17 protein-coding genes and 1 pseudogene are annotated in these 16,663 nt (G+C 66.3%); 14 read left to right on the top strand and 4 right to left on the bottom strand.

Features of this window, described 5'->3' with window-relative positions:
• The 6 genes from O1Q03_RS26300 to O1Q03_RS26275 all read left to right on the top strand — a co-directional run.
• Positions 1-358: energy transducer TonB (locus O1Q03_RS26300; protein WP_269506951.1), on the top strand; the 358-nt coding region annotated here is incomplete at its 5' end.
• Positions 359-398: 40 nt separating this feature from the next.
• Complete coding sequence (locus O1Q03_RS26295) at positions 399-1,115, top strand: MotA/TolQ/ExbB proton channel family protein (protein ID WP_269506950.1); 717 nt, start codon at positions 399-401, stop codon at positions 1,113-1,115.
• Entirely contained in the window at positions 1,115-1,525 is a 411-nt protein-coding gene (locus O1Q03_RS26290) for an ExbD/TolR family protein (protein ID WP_269506949.1), read from the top strand. The genes O1Q03_RS26295 and O1Q03_RS26290 overlap by 1 nt, the downstream gene beginning before the upstream one ends.
• Positions 1,526-1,564: 39 nt before the next feature.
• Complete coding sequence (locus tag O1Q03_RS26285; RefSeq protein WP_269506948.1) at positions 1,565-2,629, top strand: ABC transporter substrate-binding protein; 1,065 nt, start codon at positions 1,565-1,567, stop codon at positions 2,627-2,629.
• The gene (locus tag O1Q03_RS26280; RefSeq protein WP_269506947.1) at positions 2,626-3,843 is read left to right on the top strand and encodes an MFS transporter; all 1,218 of its coding nucleotides are present in this window, start codon (positions 2,626-2,628) and stop codon (positions 3,841-3,843) included. The genes O1Q03_RS26285 and O1Q03_RS26280 overlap by 4 nt, the downstream gene beginning before the upstream one ends.
• Before the next feature lie 197 nt (positions 3,844-4,040).
• Positions 4,041-6,350, top strand: a complete 2,310-nt coding sequence (locus O1Q03_RS26275) for a TonB-dependent receptor (protein ID WP_269506946.1) — start codon at positions 4,041-4,043, stop codon at positions 6,348-6,350.
• A 72-nt stretch (positions 6,351-6,422) separates the two neighbouring features.
• On the opposite strand, the gene O1Q03_RS26270 is transcribed toward O1Q03_RS26275, so the two are convergent.
• Entirely contained in the window at positions 6,423-7,442 is a 1,020-nt protein-coding gene (locus O1Q03_RS26270) for a zinc-dependent alcohol dehydrogenase family protein (RefSeq protein ID WP_269506945.1), read from the bottom strand.
• A gap of 128 nt (positions 7,443-7,570) precedes the next feature.
• Here O1Q03_RS26270 and O1Q03_RS26265 point away from each other — a divergent pair, with 128 nt between their 5' ends.
• The 5 genes from O1Q03_RS26265 to O1Q03_RS26245 all read left to right on the top strand — a co-directional run bounded on the left by O1Q03_RS26265 (position 7,571) and on the right by O1Q03_RS26245 (position 11,210).
• A complete protein-coding gene (locus tag O1Q03_RS26265) occupies positions 7,571-8,524 on the top strand; it encodes a LysR substrate-binding domain-containing protein (protein ID WP_269506953.1) in 954 nt (317 codons plus the stop codon).
• A gap of 242 nt (positions 8,525-8,766) precedes the next feature.
• On the top strand, positions 8,767-9,639 hold the full coding sequence (locus O1Q03_RS26260; protein ID WP_269506944.1) for a DMT family transporter: 873 nt from the start codon (positions 8,767-8,769) through the stop codon (positions 9,637-9,639).
• A gap of 264 nt (positions 9,640-9,903) precedes the next feature.
• A complete protein-coding gene (locus O1Q03_RS26255; protein ID WP_269506943.1) occupies positions 9,904-10,611 on the top strand; it encodes a hypothetical protein in 708 nt (235 codons plus the stop codon).
• Between the two features lies 1 nt (position 10,612).
• On the top strand, positions 10,613-10,924 hold the full coding sequence (locus O1Q03_RS26250; protein ID WP_269506942.1) for a hypothetical protein: 312 nt from the start codon (positions 10,613-10,615) through the stop codon (positions 10,922-10,924).
• A gap of 4 nt (positions 10,925-10,928) precedes the next feature.
• Positions 10,929-11,210: a hypothetical protein gene (locus O1Q03_RS26245; RefSeq protein WP_269506941.1), complete on the top strand. Its 282-nt coding sequence runs from the start codon at positions 10,929-10,931 to the stop codon at positions 11,208-11,210.
• A 197-nt stretch (positions 11,211-11,407) separates the two neighbouring features.
• On the opposite strand, the gene O1Q03_RS26240 is transcribed toward O1Q03_RS26245, so the two are convergent.
• Both O1Q03_RS26240 and O1Q03_RS26235 read right to left on the bottom strand, forming a co-directional pair.
• Positions 11,408-11,611: a hypothetical protein gene (locus tag O1Q03_RS26240; RefSeq protein WP_269506940.1), complete on the bottom strand. Its 204-nt coding sequence runs from the start codon at positions 11,609-11,611 to the stop codon at positions 11,408-11,410.
• On the bottom strand, positions 11,608-12,096 hold the full coding sequence (locus tag O1Q03_RS26235) for a hypothetical protein (protein WP_269506939.1): 489 nt from the start codon (positions 12,094-12,096) through the stop codon (positions 11,608-11,610). Before O1Q03_RS26235 ends, O1Q03_RS26240 begins: the two co-directional genes overlap by 4 nt.
• 50 nt (positions 12,097-12,146) lie before the next feature.
• Here O1Q03_RS26235 and O1Q03_RS26230 point away from each other — a divergent pair.
• Positions 12,147-12,554, top strand: a pseudogene (locus O1Q03_RS26230) (MFS transporter); the annotation flags it as partial.
• Between the two features lie 45 nt (positions 12,555-12,599).
• Here O1Q03_RS26230 and O1Q03_RS26225 read toward each other — a convergent pair.
• Complete coding sequence (locus O1Q03_RS26225; RefSeq protein ID WP_269506937.1) at positions 12,600-13,295, bottom strand: hypothetical protein; 696 nt, start codon at positions 13,293-13,295, stop codon at positions 12,600-12,602.
• A gap of 308 nt (positions 13,296-13,603) precedes the next feature.
• Here O1Q03_RS26225 and O1Q03_RS26220 point away from each other — a divergent pair, with 308 nt between their 5' ends.
• Positions 13,604-15,553, top strand: coding sequence for an arylsulfatase (locus tag O1Q03_RS26220; protein ID WP_269506936.1), 1,950 nt, complete (start codon positions 13,604-13,606; stop codon positions 15,551-15,553).
• Between the two features lie 16 nt (positions 15,554-15,569).
• Positions 15,570-16,619 carry a formylglycine-generating enzyme family protein gene (locus O1Q03_RS26215; protein ID WP_269506934.1) on the top strand — a complete coding sequence of 350 codons (1,050 nt, stop codon included), beginning with the start codon at positions 15,570-15,572 and terminating at the stop codon, positions 16,617-16,619.
• Positions 16,620-16,663: the final 44 nt, after the last annotated feature.

Genomic DNA, 16,663 nt, shown 5'->3' with positions numbered 1-16,663 from the left:
GACGCCGGCCGTCGCGGCGCCCGCCGCCCCGGCCCAGGCAGTTGCACCCGCGCCCGCACCCGCCGCACCCGTGCGTGAAACCGCGCCGATCGGCGACGCGGCATACCTGCGCAACCCGGCGCCCGACTATCCGGCGTTTGCGCAGGACCAGGGCTGGGAAGGGCGCGTCGTGCTGCGCGTGCACGTGCTCGCGAACGGCTCGCCCGATTCGGTCGAGGTCCGCACGAGCAGCGGCCGCCGCCTGCTCGACAGCGCGGCGGTGGCCGCCGTGAAGCGCTGGACCTTCGTGCCCGCGAAGCGCGGCAACGAAGCGGTCGACGGCTGGGTCAACGTGCCGATCGATTTCAAGCTGGGCTGACCCGCGGGGCCGCCCGCCCATTTTTCAAGGAACTCACATCATGAACGCTATCCCGACCACCTTCATCGTCCAGGGCGCGCTCTGGCTGCTCGTCGTCTTCTCCGTCGTCACGTGGACACTGATCGTCGTGAAGGCGATCCAGAGCCTGCGCTCGAGCGCGCGCAACCGGCGTTACGTCAGCGCGTTCTGGGCCGCGAACAGCTTCCACGACGCGGCCGCGCTCGACGGCGCGAACAGCCCGGTGGGCGAACTCGCCGCGACGGGCTTCGACGCGCTGCGGCGCGCCGACGAGAGCAGCGCGCACGATCTCGAACACAGCTGGAGCCGCCACGACCTGCTCGAACGCCATCTGCGCCAGCAGATCCACAACGCGCGCCGGCGCGAGGAAGCGGGGCTCGCGGTGCTCGCGTCGATCGGCAGCACCGCGCCGTTCGTCGGGCTGTTCGGCACCGTGTTCGGCATCATCCACGCGCTGACCGCGATCACGCACAGCGCGTCGGCGAGCATCGACGTCGTGGCCGGGCCGATCGGCGAAGCGCTCGTCGCGACCGGGATCGGGATCGCGGTCGCGGTGCCGGCCGTGCTCGCGTACAACTTCTTCGTGCGCCGCGTGAAGGCCGCGTCGGCCGATCTCGATGCGTTCGCAACCGACTTCGTCACGCTCGCGCAGAAGGCCGGCTTCCGCGTGCCGGCCGCCAGGCCCGCTGCCGCGCCGGCGCGCCGTTCCGACGACACGCGCCAGGAGGCGTTCGCATAATGGCCTTCTCATCGTCCTCCGACAACGACGACGTGCTCAGCGAAATCAACATCACGCCGCTCGTCGACGTGATGCTGGTGCTGCTCGTCGCATTCATCGTCACCGCGCCGCTGCTGAACAACGCGGTGCACGTGAATCTCCCGAACACCGTCGCCACCGCGCCGGCCGACCGCAAGCCGAACGTCACCGTGAGCGTCGACGGCAACGGCGTCGTGTATCTCGACAAGCGCGCGGTCGCGCTCGACACGGTGCCGGCCGAGCTGGCCGCGCTGAAGGCCGGCCGGCCCGACGTCGCGCTCGACCTGCAGGCCGACGAGCACGTGCCGTACGGCACCGTCGCGAAGCTGATGGCCGCGATCGAGCACGCGGGCATCAAGCGATTGTCGGTGCTCACCGCGCCGCGCGGCTGACGCGCCTTTCACAACGACTCCTTTTTTGCGAACGCATTCATGAGCACCACGGCTTCACACAACGTCCAGTCGATCTGGTACACGCGCTGTCCGGTGCCGACCCCGCTCGGCATCGCCGCCCATCTCGGCTGGCTGGATCACGAATTCGCCGGCGACGGCATCACCGTGCGCGCGCTGCAGGAAAGCCAGCACGCCGCGCTGCATCGCGCGCATGTCGACCATTCGCTCGATAACGCGTTCCGGCAGGGCGGTAGCATTCCGGCGCTGTGGGCGCGCGCGTCCGGCGCCGACACGCGCGTGATCGCGCTGACCTGGGTCGACGAGGCACAGGCGATCGTCGCGCTGCCGGAAGCGGGCCTCGCACGGCCGAAGGATCTGCGTGGGCGCCGCATCGGCCTGCCGCGCCGCGACGGCGAGCGGATCGACATCTTCCGCGCGGCGGCGCTGCGCGGCTTCGTCAGTGCGCTGTCGCTCGACGGGCTCGGCCCCGGCGACGTCGAATGGGTCGACGTACCGGCGTCGAACCTGCGCGCGCCGGTGTCTACACCGGCAACCCGCGACGCGGCGTTCAGTCATCCGGCGAGCCTGTCGAGCCGGCGGCTCTATGCGGCCGAGGCGGCCGCGCTGGTGCGCGGCGACGTCGATGCGATCTACGTGAAGGGTTCGCTCGGGCTCGAAACCGCGCACCTGATCGGCGCGCAACCGGTGGTCGACATCGGTTTCCATCCGGATCCGCAGATCCGCATCAACAACGGCTCGCCGCGGCCGCTGACCGTCAATGCGTCGACGCTCGACCGCCATCCCGACATCGTCAGCCGCTTTCTCGCACGCGTGACCGATGTCGAAGGCTGGGCGCGCGAGCACGAGCAGGAAGTGCTCGGCTATCTCGGCCGCGAGACGGGCTCGGGCCACGACTGGCTGCGGCTCGCGTACGGCGTGGACGTTCACCGGCGGCTGCGCACGGATCTCGACGAAGCGTCGATCGCCGCGCTCGACGATTTCAAGCGGTTCCTGGTCGACTGGCGGTTCCTGCCCGCCGACTTCGACGTGCGCGCGTGGGTCGATCGGCGCGCGCTCGACGGCATCGCGACGCTGTCGCGGTGAGCACGCCGGCACGCGTTGCCGACGCATGGCGGCGCGAGCGCTTCACCGGCGGCTTCATGCTGCTCGCGCTCGCGAGCGGCACGACGATCAGCATGGCGCAGCTCGCGACGACGCTGTATGCGCTGGCGCTCGGCGTCGACGACGCGCGGCTCGGCATCATCGCCGCGATGGAGCCGCTCGGCATTGCGCTGATGACGTTGCCGGCCGGGCTGCTCGTCGCGCGCTACGGTGCGCGGCGCGTGTACTTCGCCGCCAGCATGGGGCCGATGCTGCTCAATCTCGTCGTGCCGTTCACGGGCGCATGGCCGCTGATCGCGCTCACGCAGGGGCTGATCGGGCTGTGCATTCCGTTCCGGATCGTGTCGATCAACGGCGCGTTTCTCGCGCGTCTCGCGCAGATCGGCCTCGCCCGCGCGGGCTGGTATCGCGCGGCGATGTCGATCGGAACGGGCATGGCGGGGCCGTGGCTCGCGAGTTGGCTGATCGGCACGCATGGTGCGGTCGCGACGTTCTGCGCGGCGTCGGCGAGCTTCGCGGGGATGGCGTTGTTCAGCCGCGTGTTGCTCGGCGATGCGGTGCCGCCGCCCCGTGGTGCGTCATTTCAAACCGGCGGCCTGCGCGCGTTGCTCGCGCTTGCGTGGAGCCGCGACATACGCGAGCAGCTCGTCGTGGAAGCGGTGAACAGCGCGACGCGCGCACTCGTCGGCACCTATACGGTGGTGCTCGCGATCCAGTCGCTCGGCCTCACGCAGACGCATGCCGTCGCGCTGCTGACGTGGCAGGGCGCGGCCGCGGTGATCGCGCTGTTCGGGCTCGGGCACGTCACGCAGCGCATGACCGAGCGCCGCTGTCATGCACTCAGCCTCGCGGGCGGCATGGCCGGGCTGCTCGCGCTCGGTCTCGCGCGCGATGCATGGATCGTCGGCGCGGGGCTCGCCGCGCTGTGCGCGGGGTCGTCGCTGCTGCATCTCGTCAACATGCAGCATCTCGGCCGTCATCCGGCCGACAAGAGCCAGGTATCGAGCCTCTACAACCTCGCGTCGATGACCGGCGCGTTCTGTGGTCCGCTGGTCGGCAGTGCGCTCGTGCCGCTCGTGGGGTTGCGGGCCGTGGTTCTGTGCTGGTTGCCGGTCGTCGTGCTGGTTGCGTTTGCGCTGCGGTTCGTGCACGGCCGTCGCGATGCGACGCAGCCGCTGCCTGCGAAGCTGTCCTGACGATTTCCGAATCGGGCAGTGTTGCGTGGCCAGCAGTTTTCCTGCGTTCACAGATGCGCAGGCAGCAACACCGCTGCGGCATGCGCGCCGCAGGCCCCGTGCGACGGGCATGTCGATGCTGGCATCCGAATTGCATGAGAGCACCCGTGCGTCGCGCACGCACGTGCGTTCAACCGATCAAACAGGATGACTCATCGATGTTCAGGAAAAAACTAATCGTCACCGCGCTGGGGGGACTGCTGACGGGCGGCGCCGTATCGTTGCCCGCGTGGGCAGAGGATGGCGCGGCGACGGCGGAGGCGCCGGACGCGAAGCCGGCGCAACAGGCACCGGACGGCGCGGCCGCGTCGAAGCCGGCACGTGCGAACAGCGGCACGGCCGTACGCGAAACGAGTCTCGGCACGGTGACCGTGACGGCACGCCGGCGCAAGGAGCGTATCCAGGACGTACCGGTCGCGGTCAGCGCGCTGAGCGGCGACGCGATCAAGAACAACGAACTGCGCGTGATCAACGACGTGACGAAATACGTGCCGAACTTCACCGGGCAATCGACCGAGGGCCGCGAGCGGCCGCGCTGGTTCCTGCGTGGCGTCGGCAGCAACGATCCGTCGGACCTGTCGCTGAGCCCGATCGGCGTGTACTTCGACGACGTGTACATCAACAGCGTGTTCGGGCAGGGCTTTCCGCTGTTCGACCTCGATCGCATCGAGGTGTTGCGCGGGCCGCAGGGCACGCTGTGGGGCAAGAATACGGTCGGCGGCGCGCTCAGCATCACGTCGCAGAAGCCGACGTTCGACGTCAGCGGCTACGGCAAGCTCGGCTTCGGCCAGTACAACAGCCGGCTCGCGGAAGCGGCGATCGGCGGGCCGATCGGCAAGAACGACGTGCTGGCCGCGCGCGTGTCGGTGTATCACGAGAACGCCGACAGCTTCTACACGAACACGGTGCAGCAAGGGCGCTTCGGCGGCTTCCACGACAACGCGGTGCGCTTCCAGGTGCTCGCCGTGCCGACGTCGGACACCGATTTCCTGTTCAACATCCACGGCCGCAACTACACGGGCGGCGGCAACGCATGGCACGCGGAAGGCGCGGGGCGCGGCGGCACGAACCAGTTCGGCTTCGTCGGGTCGAGCGATCCGTATACGGTGTCGCTCAACGCGCCGTCGAGCGATCACATCTCGACGTGGGGCACGTCGCTGACCGCGCACTGGCGCATCAACCCGGCGGTATCGCTGACGTCGATCACCGCGTTCGAAGGGCTGCACCGCTGGTATCAGGACGACGAGGACTACTCGCCGTTCGATGCGGCGCGCTCGCACGACCGCCTGTCGAGCCGCCAGTTTTCGCAGGAATTCCGGCTCGAATCCCCGCAGACCGACCGGTTGAGCTGGATCGTCGGCACGCACCTGTTTGCCGAGCAACTGGCCGAGCAGGGCGCGGGCGGCGGACTGCCGGGCTCGCCGTCGCCCGCGTACTACCATCTGACGGATCTCACGCAGCACACGCAGAGCGCGGCGATCTTCGGCAGCGTCAAGTACCGGTTCACCGACCGCTTCAACGTGACGGGCGGGCTGCGTTACACGATCGAGCGCAAGACCATCAACCTGACCGGGCTGCAGGATACCGGCAACGTGACGTTCAGCGATCCGAACAGCTGGTGGTCGCCGTCGTCGGTGTCGTCGCCGCTCGCGGTCAGCGCGCGGCAGAACCAGACGAACACCTGGCGCGCGCCGACCTGGGACCTCACGCCCGAATATGCGCTCAGCAACAACGTGCGCGCGTATTTCCGCTATGCGCGCGGCTTCCGCTCGGGCGGCTACAACGGCAACGCGTATACGCAGAGCACGGTGTCGACCGTTTCGCCGGAGTACCTGACCGATTACGAAGTCGGCATCAAGAGCGAATGGTTCGACAAGCGGCTGATCGTCAACGCGAGCGTGTTCCACTACGACTATCGCGACATCCAGGTGTTCGCGCTGGCGCCGAACCCGTTCGGCGGCCCGCCGGTGTCGACGCTGTCGAATGCGGGGCAGGGGCGTGCCGATGGCTTCGAGCTGGAGCTGAAGGCGCAGCCGGTCAACAGCCTCTACCTGTTCGCGAACCTCGGGTTGCTGAACACGCGCTACACGGAGTTCCGCAACGTGCCGACGGCGGTGGGCAACTCGTTCGCGCGTTCGCCGCATACGACGCTGAACGCGGGCTTCGACTATCGCCTGCCGGTGCAGTTCGGCACGCTGACGGCGGGCGGCGACGTGAACTATCGCAGTCGCGAGTACTTCAGCGCGACGCGGCAGACGACGCCGCAGCTGTGGCAGGGTGGCTATACGGTGCTGAACGCGCATGTGTCGTACACGACGCCGAATCAGAAATACATCGTGACCGGCTACGTGACGAACCTGACGAACAAGGTCTACAAGAAGCTCGAGCTGTTGCCGTCGTATGGCGCGTATCCGACGCTGTACGGCGATCCGCGCACGGTCGGGATCACGCTGACCGCGAAGATCTGACTCTGACGGGAGACGCCTGCCGCGGCACCGGCGTGTGGGGCGCCGAGCCGCGGCGGGCCGTCCCTTCCGGCGTTACGACGCGACGCGAATCACCACCTTGCCGAAGTGCTGCCCCGCTTGCAGGCGCGCATACGCTTGCGGCGCTTCGTCGAAGCCGAACACGCGATCGACCACCGGCTTGATTCGTTTCGCGTCGACGAGTCGCACGACGTCGTCGAGCATCGCGCGGCTGCCGACCATGAAGCCGTGCAGTTGCCGGACGCCGCCGATCAGCGACAGCAGATCGAGTGCCGGCCCGCCGAAGCTACTGAGGCCGCCGATGATCGACACGATGCCGCCGAGTTTCGTCGCGGCGATCGAGCGCGGCAGCGTATCGCGTCCGCCGACTTCGACGACGAGATCCGCGCCTGCACCACCGGTGAGCCGCAATACTTCATGTTGCCATTCGGGCGTCGCGAGATAGTTGATCGTTGCGTCCGCACCGAGTGCGCGGGCGCGTTCGAGCTTCGCGTCGCTCGACGACGTGACGATCGTGCGCAACCCGGCCGCCTGCGCGAGCTGCAGCGCAATGATCGACACGCCGCCCGTGCCGAGCAGCACGACGGTCGCGCTCGGCCTCAGTCCACCATCGACGAACAGCGCGTTCCATGCGGTGATCCCCGCGCACGACAGCGTCGCCGCTTCGTCGTAATCGAGATGCGCGGGAATCGCGACCAGCGCACTTTCGTCGGAGATGAAGCGTTCGGCCAGCACGCCGTCGAATTGCGCCCCTGGCGAACCCGACACTTTGTGCGCCGTCGGCGGCCCGTCGATCCAGCGCGGGAAGTAGGTGTTGATCACGCGGTCGCCCGGCTTGAAGCGCGTGACGTCGCGGCCGGTCTCGACGACTTCGCCGGCGCCGTCGGCGACCGGGATCAGCGCGTCGGTGCCGATGCCGAGATAGTCGCCGCGCGCGAACATCAGGTCGCGATAGTTCAGCGCGGCCGAATGGATCTTGACGACGACGTCGGTCGGCCCGACCGGGCGCAGCGTCGCGTCGATGCGCCGGAGCCCGTCGATGCCGTCGCCCGGTTTGATTTGCCATGCATGCATGTCGACTCCTTTTTCGAGATAGTCCGGACTATCATAGTGTTGCGCTGGCGGACGCATTGGCGAGAATTCGGCCAATGATTGTCGCTGGCGTGGATACAACCCTTGTCATCGCACCGGAGCGCAACGGCATGGACGAACGGCTGAGAGGCGTCGCCGAATTTGTCGACGTGGTGGAGTCGGGCAGCTTCGCGGCAGCGGCGCTGCGCCTCGGCATGACGCGCTCGGCCGTCGCGAAGATCGTCGCGCGGCTTGAACTCCGTCTCGGCGCGCGGCTCCTGCAGCGCACGACGCGCCAGCTCGGCCTGACCGACGAAGGGCTCGTCTATTACGAGCAATGCCGGCGGCTGCTCGCCGAACTCGGCGAGACGGAGGCCGCGCTCGACGCGGGCCGCCGCGAGCCGGCCGGGCGCGTGCGGATCAGCGTGCCCGTGCTGTTCGGGCGGCAGTGCGTGGCGCCCGTCGTGCGGCGCCTCGTCGAGCGTTATCCGCAGCTTGAAATCGACGTGTCGTTCAGCGATCGCGTGGCCGACCTCGTCAACGACGGTTTCGACCTGGCGGTCCGCATCGGCGAGCTGGCCGATACGAGCGCGCTGGTCGGCCGGAGGCTGGGCGTGCAGCGCATGGGCATCTGCGCATCGCCCGCCTATCTCGCGCGTCACGGCCGGCCGTCGGGGCTCAACGAACTCGCGTCGCACGTCGGCATCGCGTATTCGCGCGGCGGACAGCCGACGCCGTGGCGGGTCATCGGCGCGGACGGCGCGGTGCACGACCATCGCGCGGCCGGCAGCCTGCGGTTCGACGACCTGCACGCGATCGCCGACGCGGCTGCGGCAGGCGCGGGCCTTGCGTGGCTGCCGTGCTGGCTGATGGCACCGTACGTGCGCGACGGCCGCCTCGCGCTCGTGATGGACAGCAACAGCGTGTCGGGCGCCGAGGTGTTCGTCGTGCGGCCGGCGTCGCGTCATGTGCCGTCGAAGGTGCGGGTCGTCGTCGATGCGCTGGTCGACGAGATTCCGCAGATGCTGGCATCGGACGACGCGGATGACGAACGCGTGCCGCGGCGCATCGTGCACGCTCCGTAGCGACGACATAGGATCGATCGACGCGGCGTATGATCACCGCACAATACCTGATCGGGGGCACGCCGTGATGAGCAGGACACTGCGGATCGTGATCGTCACCGGCATTGTCATGACCGCGACGAATGTCGTATCTCGCCTGATGCGTCGCTGATGCGCCCGTTCGCACGCAGCCGCGCCGCGAGCGGCACCGACGATCGTCCGGCCATGCAAGGCGCGCGCATATGACCACGACCGATCCTCCGATGGCTACGCGACAACCCTGCTGGCTGCGCGTCGCCCCCGCGCTGTTCCTGCTGCTGTGGGCGAGCGGCTTCGTGTTCCTGAAGCTGGGCTTGCGCGACGCCGATCCGCTCACCTACCTCGCGCTGCGCTATGCGTGCGTCGTCGCGCTGCTCGTCGGGCCGTTCCTGTGGCTGCGTCCCGCGTTGCCGCGCACGCGCGGCGAATGGCGCAATCTCGTCGTCGTCGGCTTGCTGCTGCAGGCCGGCTATTTCTCGTTCACGTATCTGAGTCTCAAGCTTGGCATGTCGGCCGGGGCCGTCGCGCTCGTCACGTCGCAGCAGCCGATTCTCGTCGGGTTGCTCGCGCCGATGATAGCCGGCGAGCGAGTTGGCGTGCTGCGCTGGGTCGGGCTCGCACTCGGCGCGGCCGGCGCCGTGATCGTCATCCTCGCGCGCTCGTCGGTTGCGGTGTCGTTGTCGTGGGCGCTGGCGTTCGCATTGCTTGCGCTCGCATCGATCACCGGCGGCACGCTGTGGGAAAAGCGCTTCGGCACCGATGTTCATCCGGTCACAGCGAACCTCGTGCAGTACACCGTCGGCCTCGCCGTGACCGCGCCACTCGCGTTCGCACTCGAACCGATGCACGTGAACTGGACGGCGGGCCTCGCCGCGTCGCTCGCGTATCTGGTCATCTGCAATTCGTTGATTGCGATCTCGCTGCTGCTCGCGATGGTGCGCTACGGCGAGGCGTCGCGTGTGTCGGCGCTGTTTTTCCTGATACCGCCGGCCACCGCGTTGATCGCGCTCGTCGTGCTCGGCGAGACGATCGGTGCGCTCGCGTGGCCGGGGATGGCGCTTGCGGCTGCGGGGCTGTTTCTGGTGATGCGGTATTGAGCGAGCGACAGGGACTGCCTGGGGCAGGTAACAGAATTTAAAGATTTCCGACGCAGGGCGTACACACGTGCACACGTCCGGAATGCGGGCGCCTACCTGAGCCAAAACCGCGAGCGGCAGCGCTCCGACGGCGTGTTTCAGGGAAACGATGCGAGCCGTCAGCCCCGTCGAGCGCGGGCTTTTTGCGTGTTCCATGAAAACCGCGAGCTTGTGGCATCGCGTATCGAAAAGTAGATTCGCCCGACGGTAACGCCGGGGTTTCGAATGGCTTCGATTGCGATTGAATTGGGTTCTGGAAAGCGCGCGACGCTGACGCGTGCGGGACGTGCGACGTTGTCGGCCAGTCAACGCGCCGCAATCTCCGAGCTGATGCTGCACTGGCCGAAGTATGCGGGCCTGACGACGAATGCGGTGATGTACGTGCGACAGTTGGGCCTTGACGCAGTCCGTGGTGCACCGCTCGATGTGCTCAAGTCTGCCATCGAGGATGGACGGGTCGTCGTCGAGATCGAGCGCTTGGCGGTCAGTGGCGGCGCTTCTGGTGGTGAGCCATCCATGCCCCCTTTCCCTCGTGGGAACCGGTTCGGTAGAGTGGCTCCGATGGCGTTGCCTTCTGTCGACAAGCCGATCCCGAGTTGGGCAAGGCCAAGCGATGTATCGGCAGATGAGTTGATAGGATACCTGGAGAGCGTTATAGCGAGCACAGGCAGTGGTGTTGCGGGCATCGCGTCCGGACGCATTGACAGTCCGTTCCTCAGCGACGCGACACCGTTCTCGCTCGACGATTCATCTTGGGGCGACGCTTTGACCATGGCGGCTGTCGACCCGTATCAAGAGGAACAGTGTTTCGCACGATACGAAATCGACATGGAAATGTGTGCGGCCGTTGGCGCGATGTATAAAGACCCCAGGACCTACGCACTGTGCAGGCAACGTGCTTTCGAAAAATTCCAGACTTGTAGAGGAATGTGACATGAGCAAACCGAGACGCGCCACCATTGTGTTTTACGACGAGGAGACCGAACAGGTTACGCTGTGCACCGTGTTGCGCAAGGACGTGCAGGCCGTACTTGACCGCGAACTGAATGCAGGCGTCGCCATCACGATTCCGCCGCATGCCGAACCGAACGACGGGTGCCCGATTACCGACGAGGATGCGCGGCGATTGGGCGGCATGGCGCTGCTGATGCAGGCGGGCGTACATCCGGAATTACGCGAACGGCTCAAGTTTGCGGAGGCCGGTTCCGTCGACTGGTCTCCTGTTCGGCGCCCGGGCACGGACTGAAAAAATGACCAAGCACTCGCCTTACGCCGTCGTGGTGACTTACGACGAGGACCAGCAGAGCCTTACCGTAAGAGCTGCTGATCCGGACAAACTCGCGCCGCAATTGCAAGGCGTTCTCGAAATGCCGATCCTGTTGGACGAGTTCGACTATCAAATTGATGACGAGTTTGCGCGTCGACTCGGCGCGGCAATGCTGAATCTTATCGCTGCTGGGCAGCCATGCATTGAGAAATACATGAGTGTGACGCTTGAACCTCTTCCGAGGCCGCGTGACGGCAGTCGCTGACGCTGGTAGAAGAATGTAACGTGACGAAGGACGTGCAACGATCGTGCTTCGCGACGAGATCATCAGGGGATTTGCGCCGAGGACCAGACAATTTCGACACGTTGCGCGATGTGGCCGCGGCAATCGCGCTTCTGCTGTTCGACGATACGGTGTTGGTTACGGCACACGTACTAACAGCGGGCTTTTCGCGCGAGGGACTAACGCTTGCGTCGGCGCGGATCGATGCCGTTCTGTTCGAGCAGCTTGCGCAGGCGCGTGTTGTCGATCCACAGTGAAGCGAACGCGGTCACCATCATCAGGAGCGGAAACCATTCGCCTGTCGCGCTGATGATCGTCCAGCCTACGGCCGTGACAACCAATGCCGTGACGATGAGGAGGAATCGATCTGCAATCCACTTCATTGCGCACCTCGGATCGCGGTGTTCGCCTTCAGGCCGAGATAGCTATGCGGGCCCGGTGCAAGCACTTCGGGATGGCGCAGGATTTGAGCCATGACAAAAGGGTGAACCGCGAGTCCGTAACGTGTGCCCCATTGAGCGACCGCCAAAGACATATTGGTTCCTCGCCTGCCGATTCCACACGCCAATGACGCATCGGTTGCGACCATCAAGCTGCCGATGACCGCGCCCAGATAGATGCTGCCCAGAATCGAACTGCCGACGGTGACGACCTCGAGCTTCGTCGTTGCACCAATCAGTTCACCGACCGTTGCATCTGCACCTAATGTCTTCAGGATTCCCATCATCGCGGCAACGCTCGTGACAGACGTTTGAAGCGTTGCGAAAAGAGTCGTTGGAACGGGCATATGCAACGCGGTCATGTTTGCATGGAAGGCTGTGGCAAAACTCGGACATTTCGACATCTGGACTTTCTCCGGATAAGTCATGCAATTCTTACATATTCCTTTCCAAAGATCGACCGGAACTTTAGCAGGTGTCGAGCAGACCTTCGGATCTCGGCGGCGAACGCGCGCTGCATCTCGGCGTGCCGCTACTGCTGGCCGGCGCGCTGCTGATCGGTGCGATCTACGCCCGTGCTGCCCGTTGCGTATGCGTTGCTCGTATTGCGGTCGGGTTCAACTGGGCCGCGACGCCGGTGTTCCGGGCCGTGACGACCGAGTACGTGTCGGGTCTCACGGCCGCTGCGTCCATCGCGCTGATCAACGCGGTCGCGAACATCGCGGGGCTTGTGCTGCCGCCGGTGATGGGACACATCAAGGACGTCACGCATTCGTACGACCTGGCGCTGCTGCTGGTCGCCGTGGCGCTGCTCGTCGGCGGCGTGCTCGCGTTGCGGATTGCGTCGCGGCGTGCGATGCCGGTGGCGGCGGGGCGTGCCGGATGAGCGCGCGAGATGCGCGGTTGCGCGCCGTCCGCCGTGCTGACGGCGTCAAGCGCTCGTGACCGCCTTCGCCATCGTGCGTTGCAGTAACACGAGCTCGATCAGTTCGACTTGATAGACATAGCGTGACTGGACCACCTTCAACACCATCGAGCCGACGGAGAACCCGAAGACGAATGCAATGCCCCATACGACGGCGGTGTTCAGGAAATTTCCGGAAACGAATCCGTTTGTCAGCGTACTCTGCAACCACGGCAATCCGCCTGCGTCCTTGATGTTCGAGAGCGTTACGGCAAGCAGCGCGTACGCGGCCGTTCCGCCGCCAAAGAACGAAACGACGCGCGCGTCGAGACGCTTCACCTTGAGTTGCAGGAAGTGTCGCGCGTACTCGAGCGTGCTGTCGTCGAAGCCGGCCAGCAGCCGTGCATGGCTCTCGTCGGTCTCGACTTCACGCGTGATGGTGTTCAGCGTTTCCGATTTCCAGCGGAACATCTGGATGATGCCGGCGATAGGTTCTACGACGAGGGATAGCAGGCTGAACAAGACTGTCAGTACGTAGAACACGAGGGCGACATACTGCTGCCACGGTGACGGTGACGCCTTGTGCCAAAGCGCCAATGCGCCGAGCAGCACGAAACAGACGCCGCCTCCCGCGAGCAGGATTCTCGCGACTTTTCGCGCCCGCTCCATCGACAGGCCTTTTGCAGGGCGATAGGGTTCGCACGTCGATAGCACTTTCAGCACTTCCGTGATTTTTGACATCGGCTCTCCAGGGTGAATTGGGTGATCGGGATGGTTCCGCTCGCCGTGTCTGCGACGCGCATCATGCGATGCGGTCGGCTCGTTTTAGTCGTGGCGTGCGACGGGATTATGCGTCGCGGATCCCGTCGTTCATCTCAAAATCGGTCCGGTCCGGTCCGGTCCGGTGCAGACGGACACCATCGGACCACCATACATATTCCCCCACCCCGTTAGCATGTGACGAATCCGACTTTGGGCGCTGCGCGAGCGACGCTAAGATCGCCGATCCCGTAGATCGAGCGTCAACAACAATGAAAAAGTCCGCGTCGCCGTTGCATGCTTTTCGTTTCCGTGTCGTCTGCGCCGCGATTGCCGGCGCGGTGTCGCTCGCGTCGTGCGGCGGCGTCGACAGCGATCCGCCGCCGCAGGCGAGCGCGACGCCGGCGGCCAAGCACCCGAACATCCTGTACATCATGGCCGACGATCTCGGCTATTCCGACATCCATGCATTCGGCGGCGAGATCAACACGCCGAACCTCGACGCGCTCGTCGCATCGGGCCGCATCCTGTCGAACCATCACACCGGCACCGTCTGCGCGATCACGCGCGCGATGCTGATTTCCGGCACCGATCACCACCTGGTCGGCGAAGGCACGATGGGCGTGCCGACCGACGAGCGGCGCGGCCTGCCCGGCTACGAGGGCTACCTGAACGATCGCGCGCTGTCGTTCGCACAACTGCTGAAGGACGCCGGCTATCACACGTACATCGCGGGCAAGTGGCACATCGGCTCGGGGATCGTCGGCAGCACGACGGGCAGCGGGCAGACGCCGGACCAATGGGGCTTCGAGCACAGCTACGTGCTGCTCGGCGGCGCCGCGACGAACCACTTTGCGCACGAGGCGGCCGGCTCGTCGAACTACACGGAAGACGGCCGCTACGTGCAGCCGGGCCAGCCCGGACAGCCGGGCGGTACGGGCGGCAGCCCGCCCGTGTTCTATTCGACGAATTTCTACACGCAGAAACTGATCTCGTACATCGATTCGAACAAGCAGGACGGCAAGCCGTTCTTCGCATACGCGGCCTACACGTCGCCGCACTGGCCGCTGCAGGTGCCGGACCCGTGGCTGCACAAATACGCGGGCGTATACGACGCCGGCTACGATGCGATCCGCAACGCGCGGATCGCGCGGCAGAAGGCGCTCGGCCTGATTCCCGCCGACTTCAAGCCGTTCGACGGCCTGCCCGAAACGACGGCGGCGTCGCCCGCGACGGCGAACGACGGCACCGCGAACGCGAAGTACATCAGCGCCGTGCATTCGGCCGCCGACGGCTACAGCGACTACGGTGCCGGCAAGGTCGACAAGCTCTGGTCGAGCCTGAGCCCGGCCGAACGCAAGGCGCAGGCGCGCTACATGGAGATCTACGCGGGAATGGTCGAGAACCTCGACTACAACATCGGACTCCTGATCCAGCACCTGAAGGACATCGGCGAATACGACAACACGTTCATCATGTTCCAGTCGGACAACGGCGCGGAAGGCTGGCCGATCGATTCAGGCGCGGACCCGACGGCGACCGACACCGCGAACGCACAGGAGCCGACCTATTCCGCGCTCGGCACCGACAACGGCAAGCAGAACGCGCAGCGGCTGCAATACGGGCTGCGCTGGGCCGAAGTGAGCGCGACGCCGTTCCGGCTCACGAAGGGCTATTCGGCCGAAGGCGGCGTGTCGACGCCGACGATCGTTCGTCTACCGGGCCAGACGCAACAACTGCCGACGCTGCGCGCGTTCACACACGTGACGGACAACACGGCGACGTTCCTCGCGGTCGCGGGCGTCACGCCGCCGTCGCAGCCGGCGCCGCCGCTGGTGAACACGCTGACGGGCGTCGACCAGAACAAGGGCAAGGTGGTCTACAACAACCGCTACGTGTATCCGGTGACGGGCCAGTCGCTGCTGCCGGTGCTCATCGGTTCGGCTAGCGGCGAAGTGCATACGACGCCGTTCGGCGACGAAGCGTATGGCCGCGCGTATCTGCGCAGCGCCGATGGTCGCTGGAAGGCGTTGTGGACCGAGCCGCCGCTCGGCCCGCTCGACGGTCACTGGCAGCTTTACGACCTCGCGGCGGACCGTGGCGAGACGACCGACGTGTCGGCACAGAACCCGTCGGTGGTCAGCACGCTGGTCGACCAGTGGAAGGCCTATATGAGCAACGTCGGCGGCGTCGAGCCGCTGCGTCCGCGCGGCTACTACTGATCCCGGGAGCGATACGATGCGGTTGCGCTTCTGGACGATCGGCTCGGCGCTTGCCGCCACGCTGTTCGCCGCGGCATTCGCGGTGGGCTATGCGAATCCGGCGGCGCCGACAGGCGGCGCGTTCGACGAGCTGAATCGCGGCCGCGCGCTCGCGCCGCTCGGTTCGGAGCGCGCGTGCGAACGCTACGCGGGGCTGCCCGCGAAGTGGCGCGACGATCCGAAGGCGGGCATGGTGCACTTGCGCGGCGGCGCGTTCGTGTTCGGCAGCACGCGCGGCTATGCGGACGAGCGTCCGCTCGGCGACGGCAAGACGCGCGTGGGCGGCTTCTGGATCGACCAGACCGACGTGACGATCGCGCAGTTCGCCGCATTCGTGCAGGCGACCGGTTACGTGACCGAGGCCGAGCAGCAGGGCGGTGCGGCGGTGTTCCATGTGCCAACACGCGACGAGTTGAATGCGCGCGACCTCGCATGGTGGTCGTGGGTGAAGGGCGCGTCGTGGCGGCATCCGCGCGGGCCCGGCAGCGACGTGGAGGGGATCGGCAACCTGCCGGTGACGCTCGTCACGCAGCGCGATGCGCTCGCCTACGCACACTGGCTCGGCCGCGACCTGCCGACCGAAGCCGAATGGGAATACGCGGGCAAGGCCGGCCGCGACGACGCGTCGCTCGACGCGGCGCCGCGCGACGCGAACGGCAAGCCGGCCGCGAACTACTGGCAGGGCGCGTTTCCGGTGCTCGATACGGCCGAGGACGGTCATGCGGGGCTGGCCCCGGTCGGCTGCTATGCGGCGAACGGCTTTCGCCTCTACGACATGATCGGCAACGCATGGGAATGGACGAAGGACGCGTACACGGGCCCGCACCAATCGCATACGAACGGCGACACGGCAGCCGTCGCACCGCCGACGCGCCGCCACGATACGCCGATGGTGATCAAGGGCGGCTCGTTCCTGTGCTCGCGCGATTACTGCGTGCGCTATCGCGCATCGTCGCGCGAACAGCAGGAAGCCGATCTCGGTGCATCACATATCGGATTCCGTACGATTCTGAGGGATGCGTCATGAAGCGCGCGGGTTGGGCCGTTGCCGCGGGGTTGATCGTAGCGTGC

It is taken from the genome of Burkholderia sp. IMCC1007, from assembly GCF_027257875.1.
Classification (GTDB): Bacteria; Pseudomonadota; Gammaproteobacteria; order Burkholderiales; family Burkholderiaceae; genus Burkholderia.
This window is presented reverse-complemented; position numbering and strand designations above follow the sequence as displayed.

Excerpts from the sequence above, each read along its gene's own strand:
- O1Q03_RS26295 (WP_269506950.1), top strand. The coding sequence starts at position 399 with ATGAACGCTATCCCGACCACCTTCATCGTCCAGGGCGCGCTCTGGCTG.
- O1Q03_RS26290 (WP_269506949.1), top strand. The coding sequence starts at position 1,115 with ATGGCCTTCTCATCGTCCTCCGACAACGACGACGTGCTCAGCGAAATC.
- O1Q03_RS26285 (WP_269506948.1), top strand. The coding sequence starts at position 1,565 with ATGAGCACCACGGCTTCACACAACGTCCAGTCGATCTGGTACACGCGC.
- O1Q03_RS26275 (WP_269506946.1), top strand. The coding sequence starts at position 4,041 with ATGTTCAGGAAAAAACTAATCGTCACCGCGCTGGGGGGACTGCTGACG.
- O1Q03_RS26270 (WP_269506945.1), bottom strand. The coding sequence starts at position 7,442 with ATGCATGCATGGCAAATCAAACCGGGCGACGGCATCGACGGGCTCCGG.
- O1Q03_RS26265 (WP_269506953.1), top strand. The coding sequence starts at position 7,571 with ATGGACGAACGGCTGAGAGGCGTCGCCGAATTTGTCGACGTGGTGGAG.
- O1Q03_RS26260 (WP_269506944.1), top strand. The coding sequence starts at position 8,767 with ATGGCTACGCGACAACCCTGCTGGCTGCGCGTCGCCCCCGCGCTGTTC.
- O1Q03_RS26255 (WP_269506943.1), top strand. The coding sequence starts at position 9,904 with ATGGCTTCGATTGCGATTGAATTGGGTTCTGGAAAGCGCGCGACGCTG.
- O1Q03_RS26250 (WP_269506942.1), top strand. The coding sequence starts at position 10,613 with ATGAGCAAACCGAGACGCGCCACCATTGTGTTTTACGACGAGGAGACC.
- O1Q03_RS26245 (WP_269506941.1), top strand. The coding sequence starts at position 10,929 with ATGACCAAGCACTCGCCTTACGCCGTCGTGGTGACTTACGACGAGGAC.
- O1Q03_RS26240 (WP_269506940.1), bottom strand. The coding sequence starts at position 11,611 with ATGAAGTGGATTGCAGATCGATTCCTCCTCATCGTCACGGCATTGGTT.
- O1Q03_RS26235 (WP_269506939.1), bottom strand. The coding sequence starts at position 12,096 with ATGACTTATCCGGAGAAAGTCCAGATGTCGAAATGTCCGAGTTTTGCC.
- O1Q03_RS26220 (WP_269506936.1), top strand. The coding sequence starts at position 13,604 with ATGAAAAAGTCCGCGTCGCCGTTGCATGCTTTTCGTTTCCGTGTCGTC.
- O1Q03_RS26215 (WP_269506934.1), top strand. The coding sequence starts at position 15,570 with ATGCGGTTGCGCTTCTGGACGATCGGCTCGGCGCTTGCCGCCACGCTG.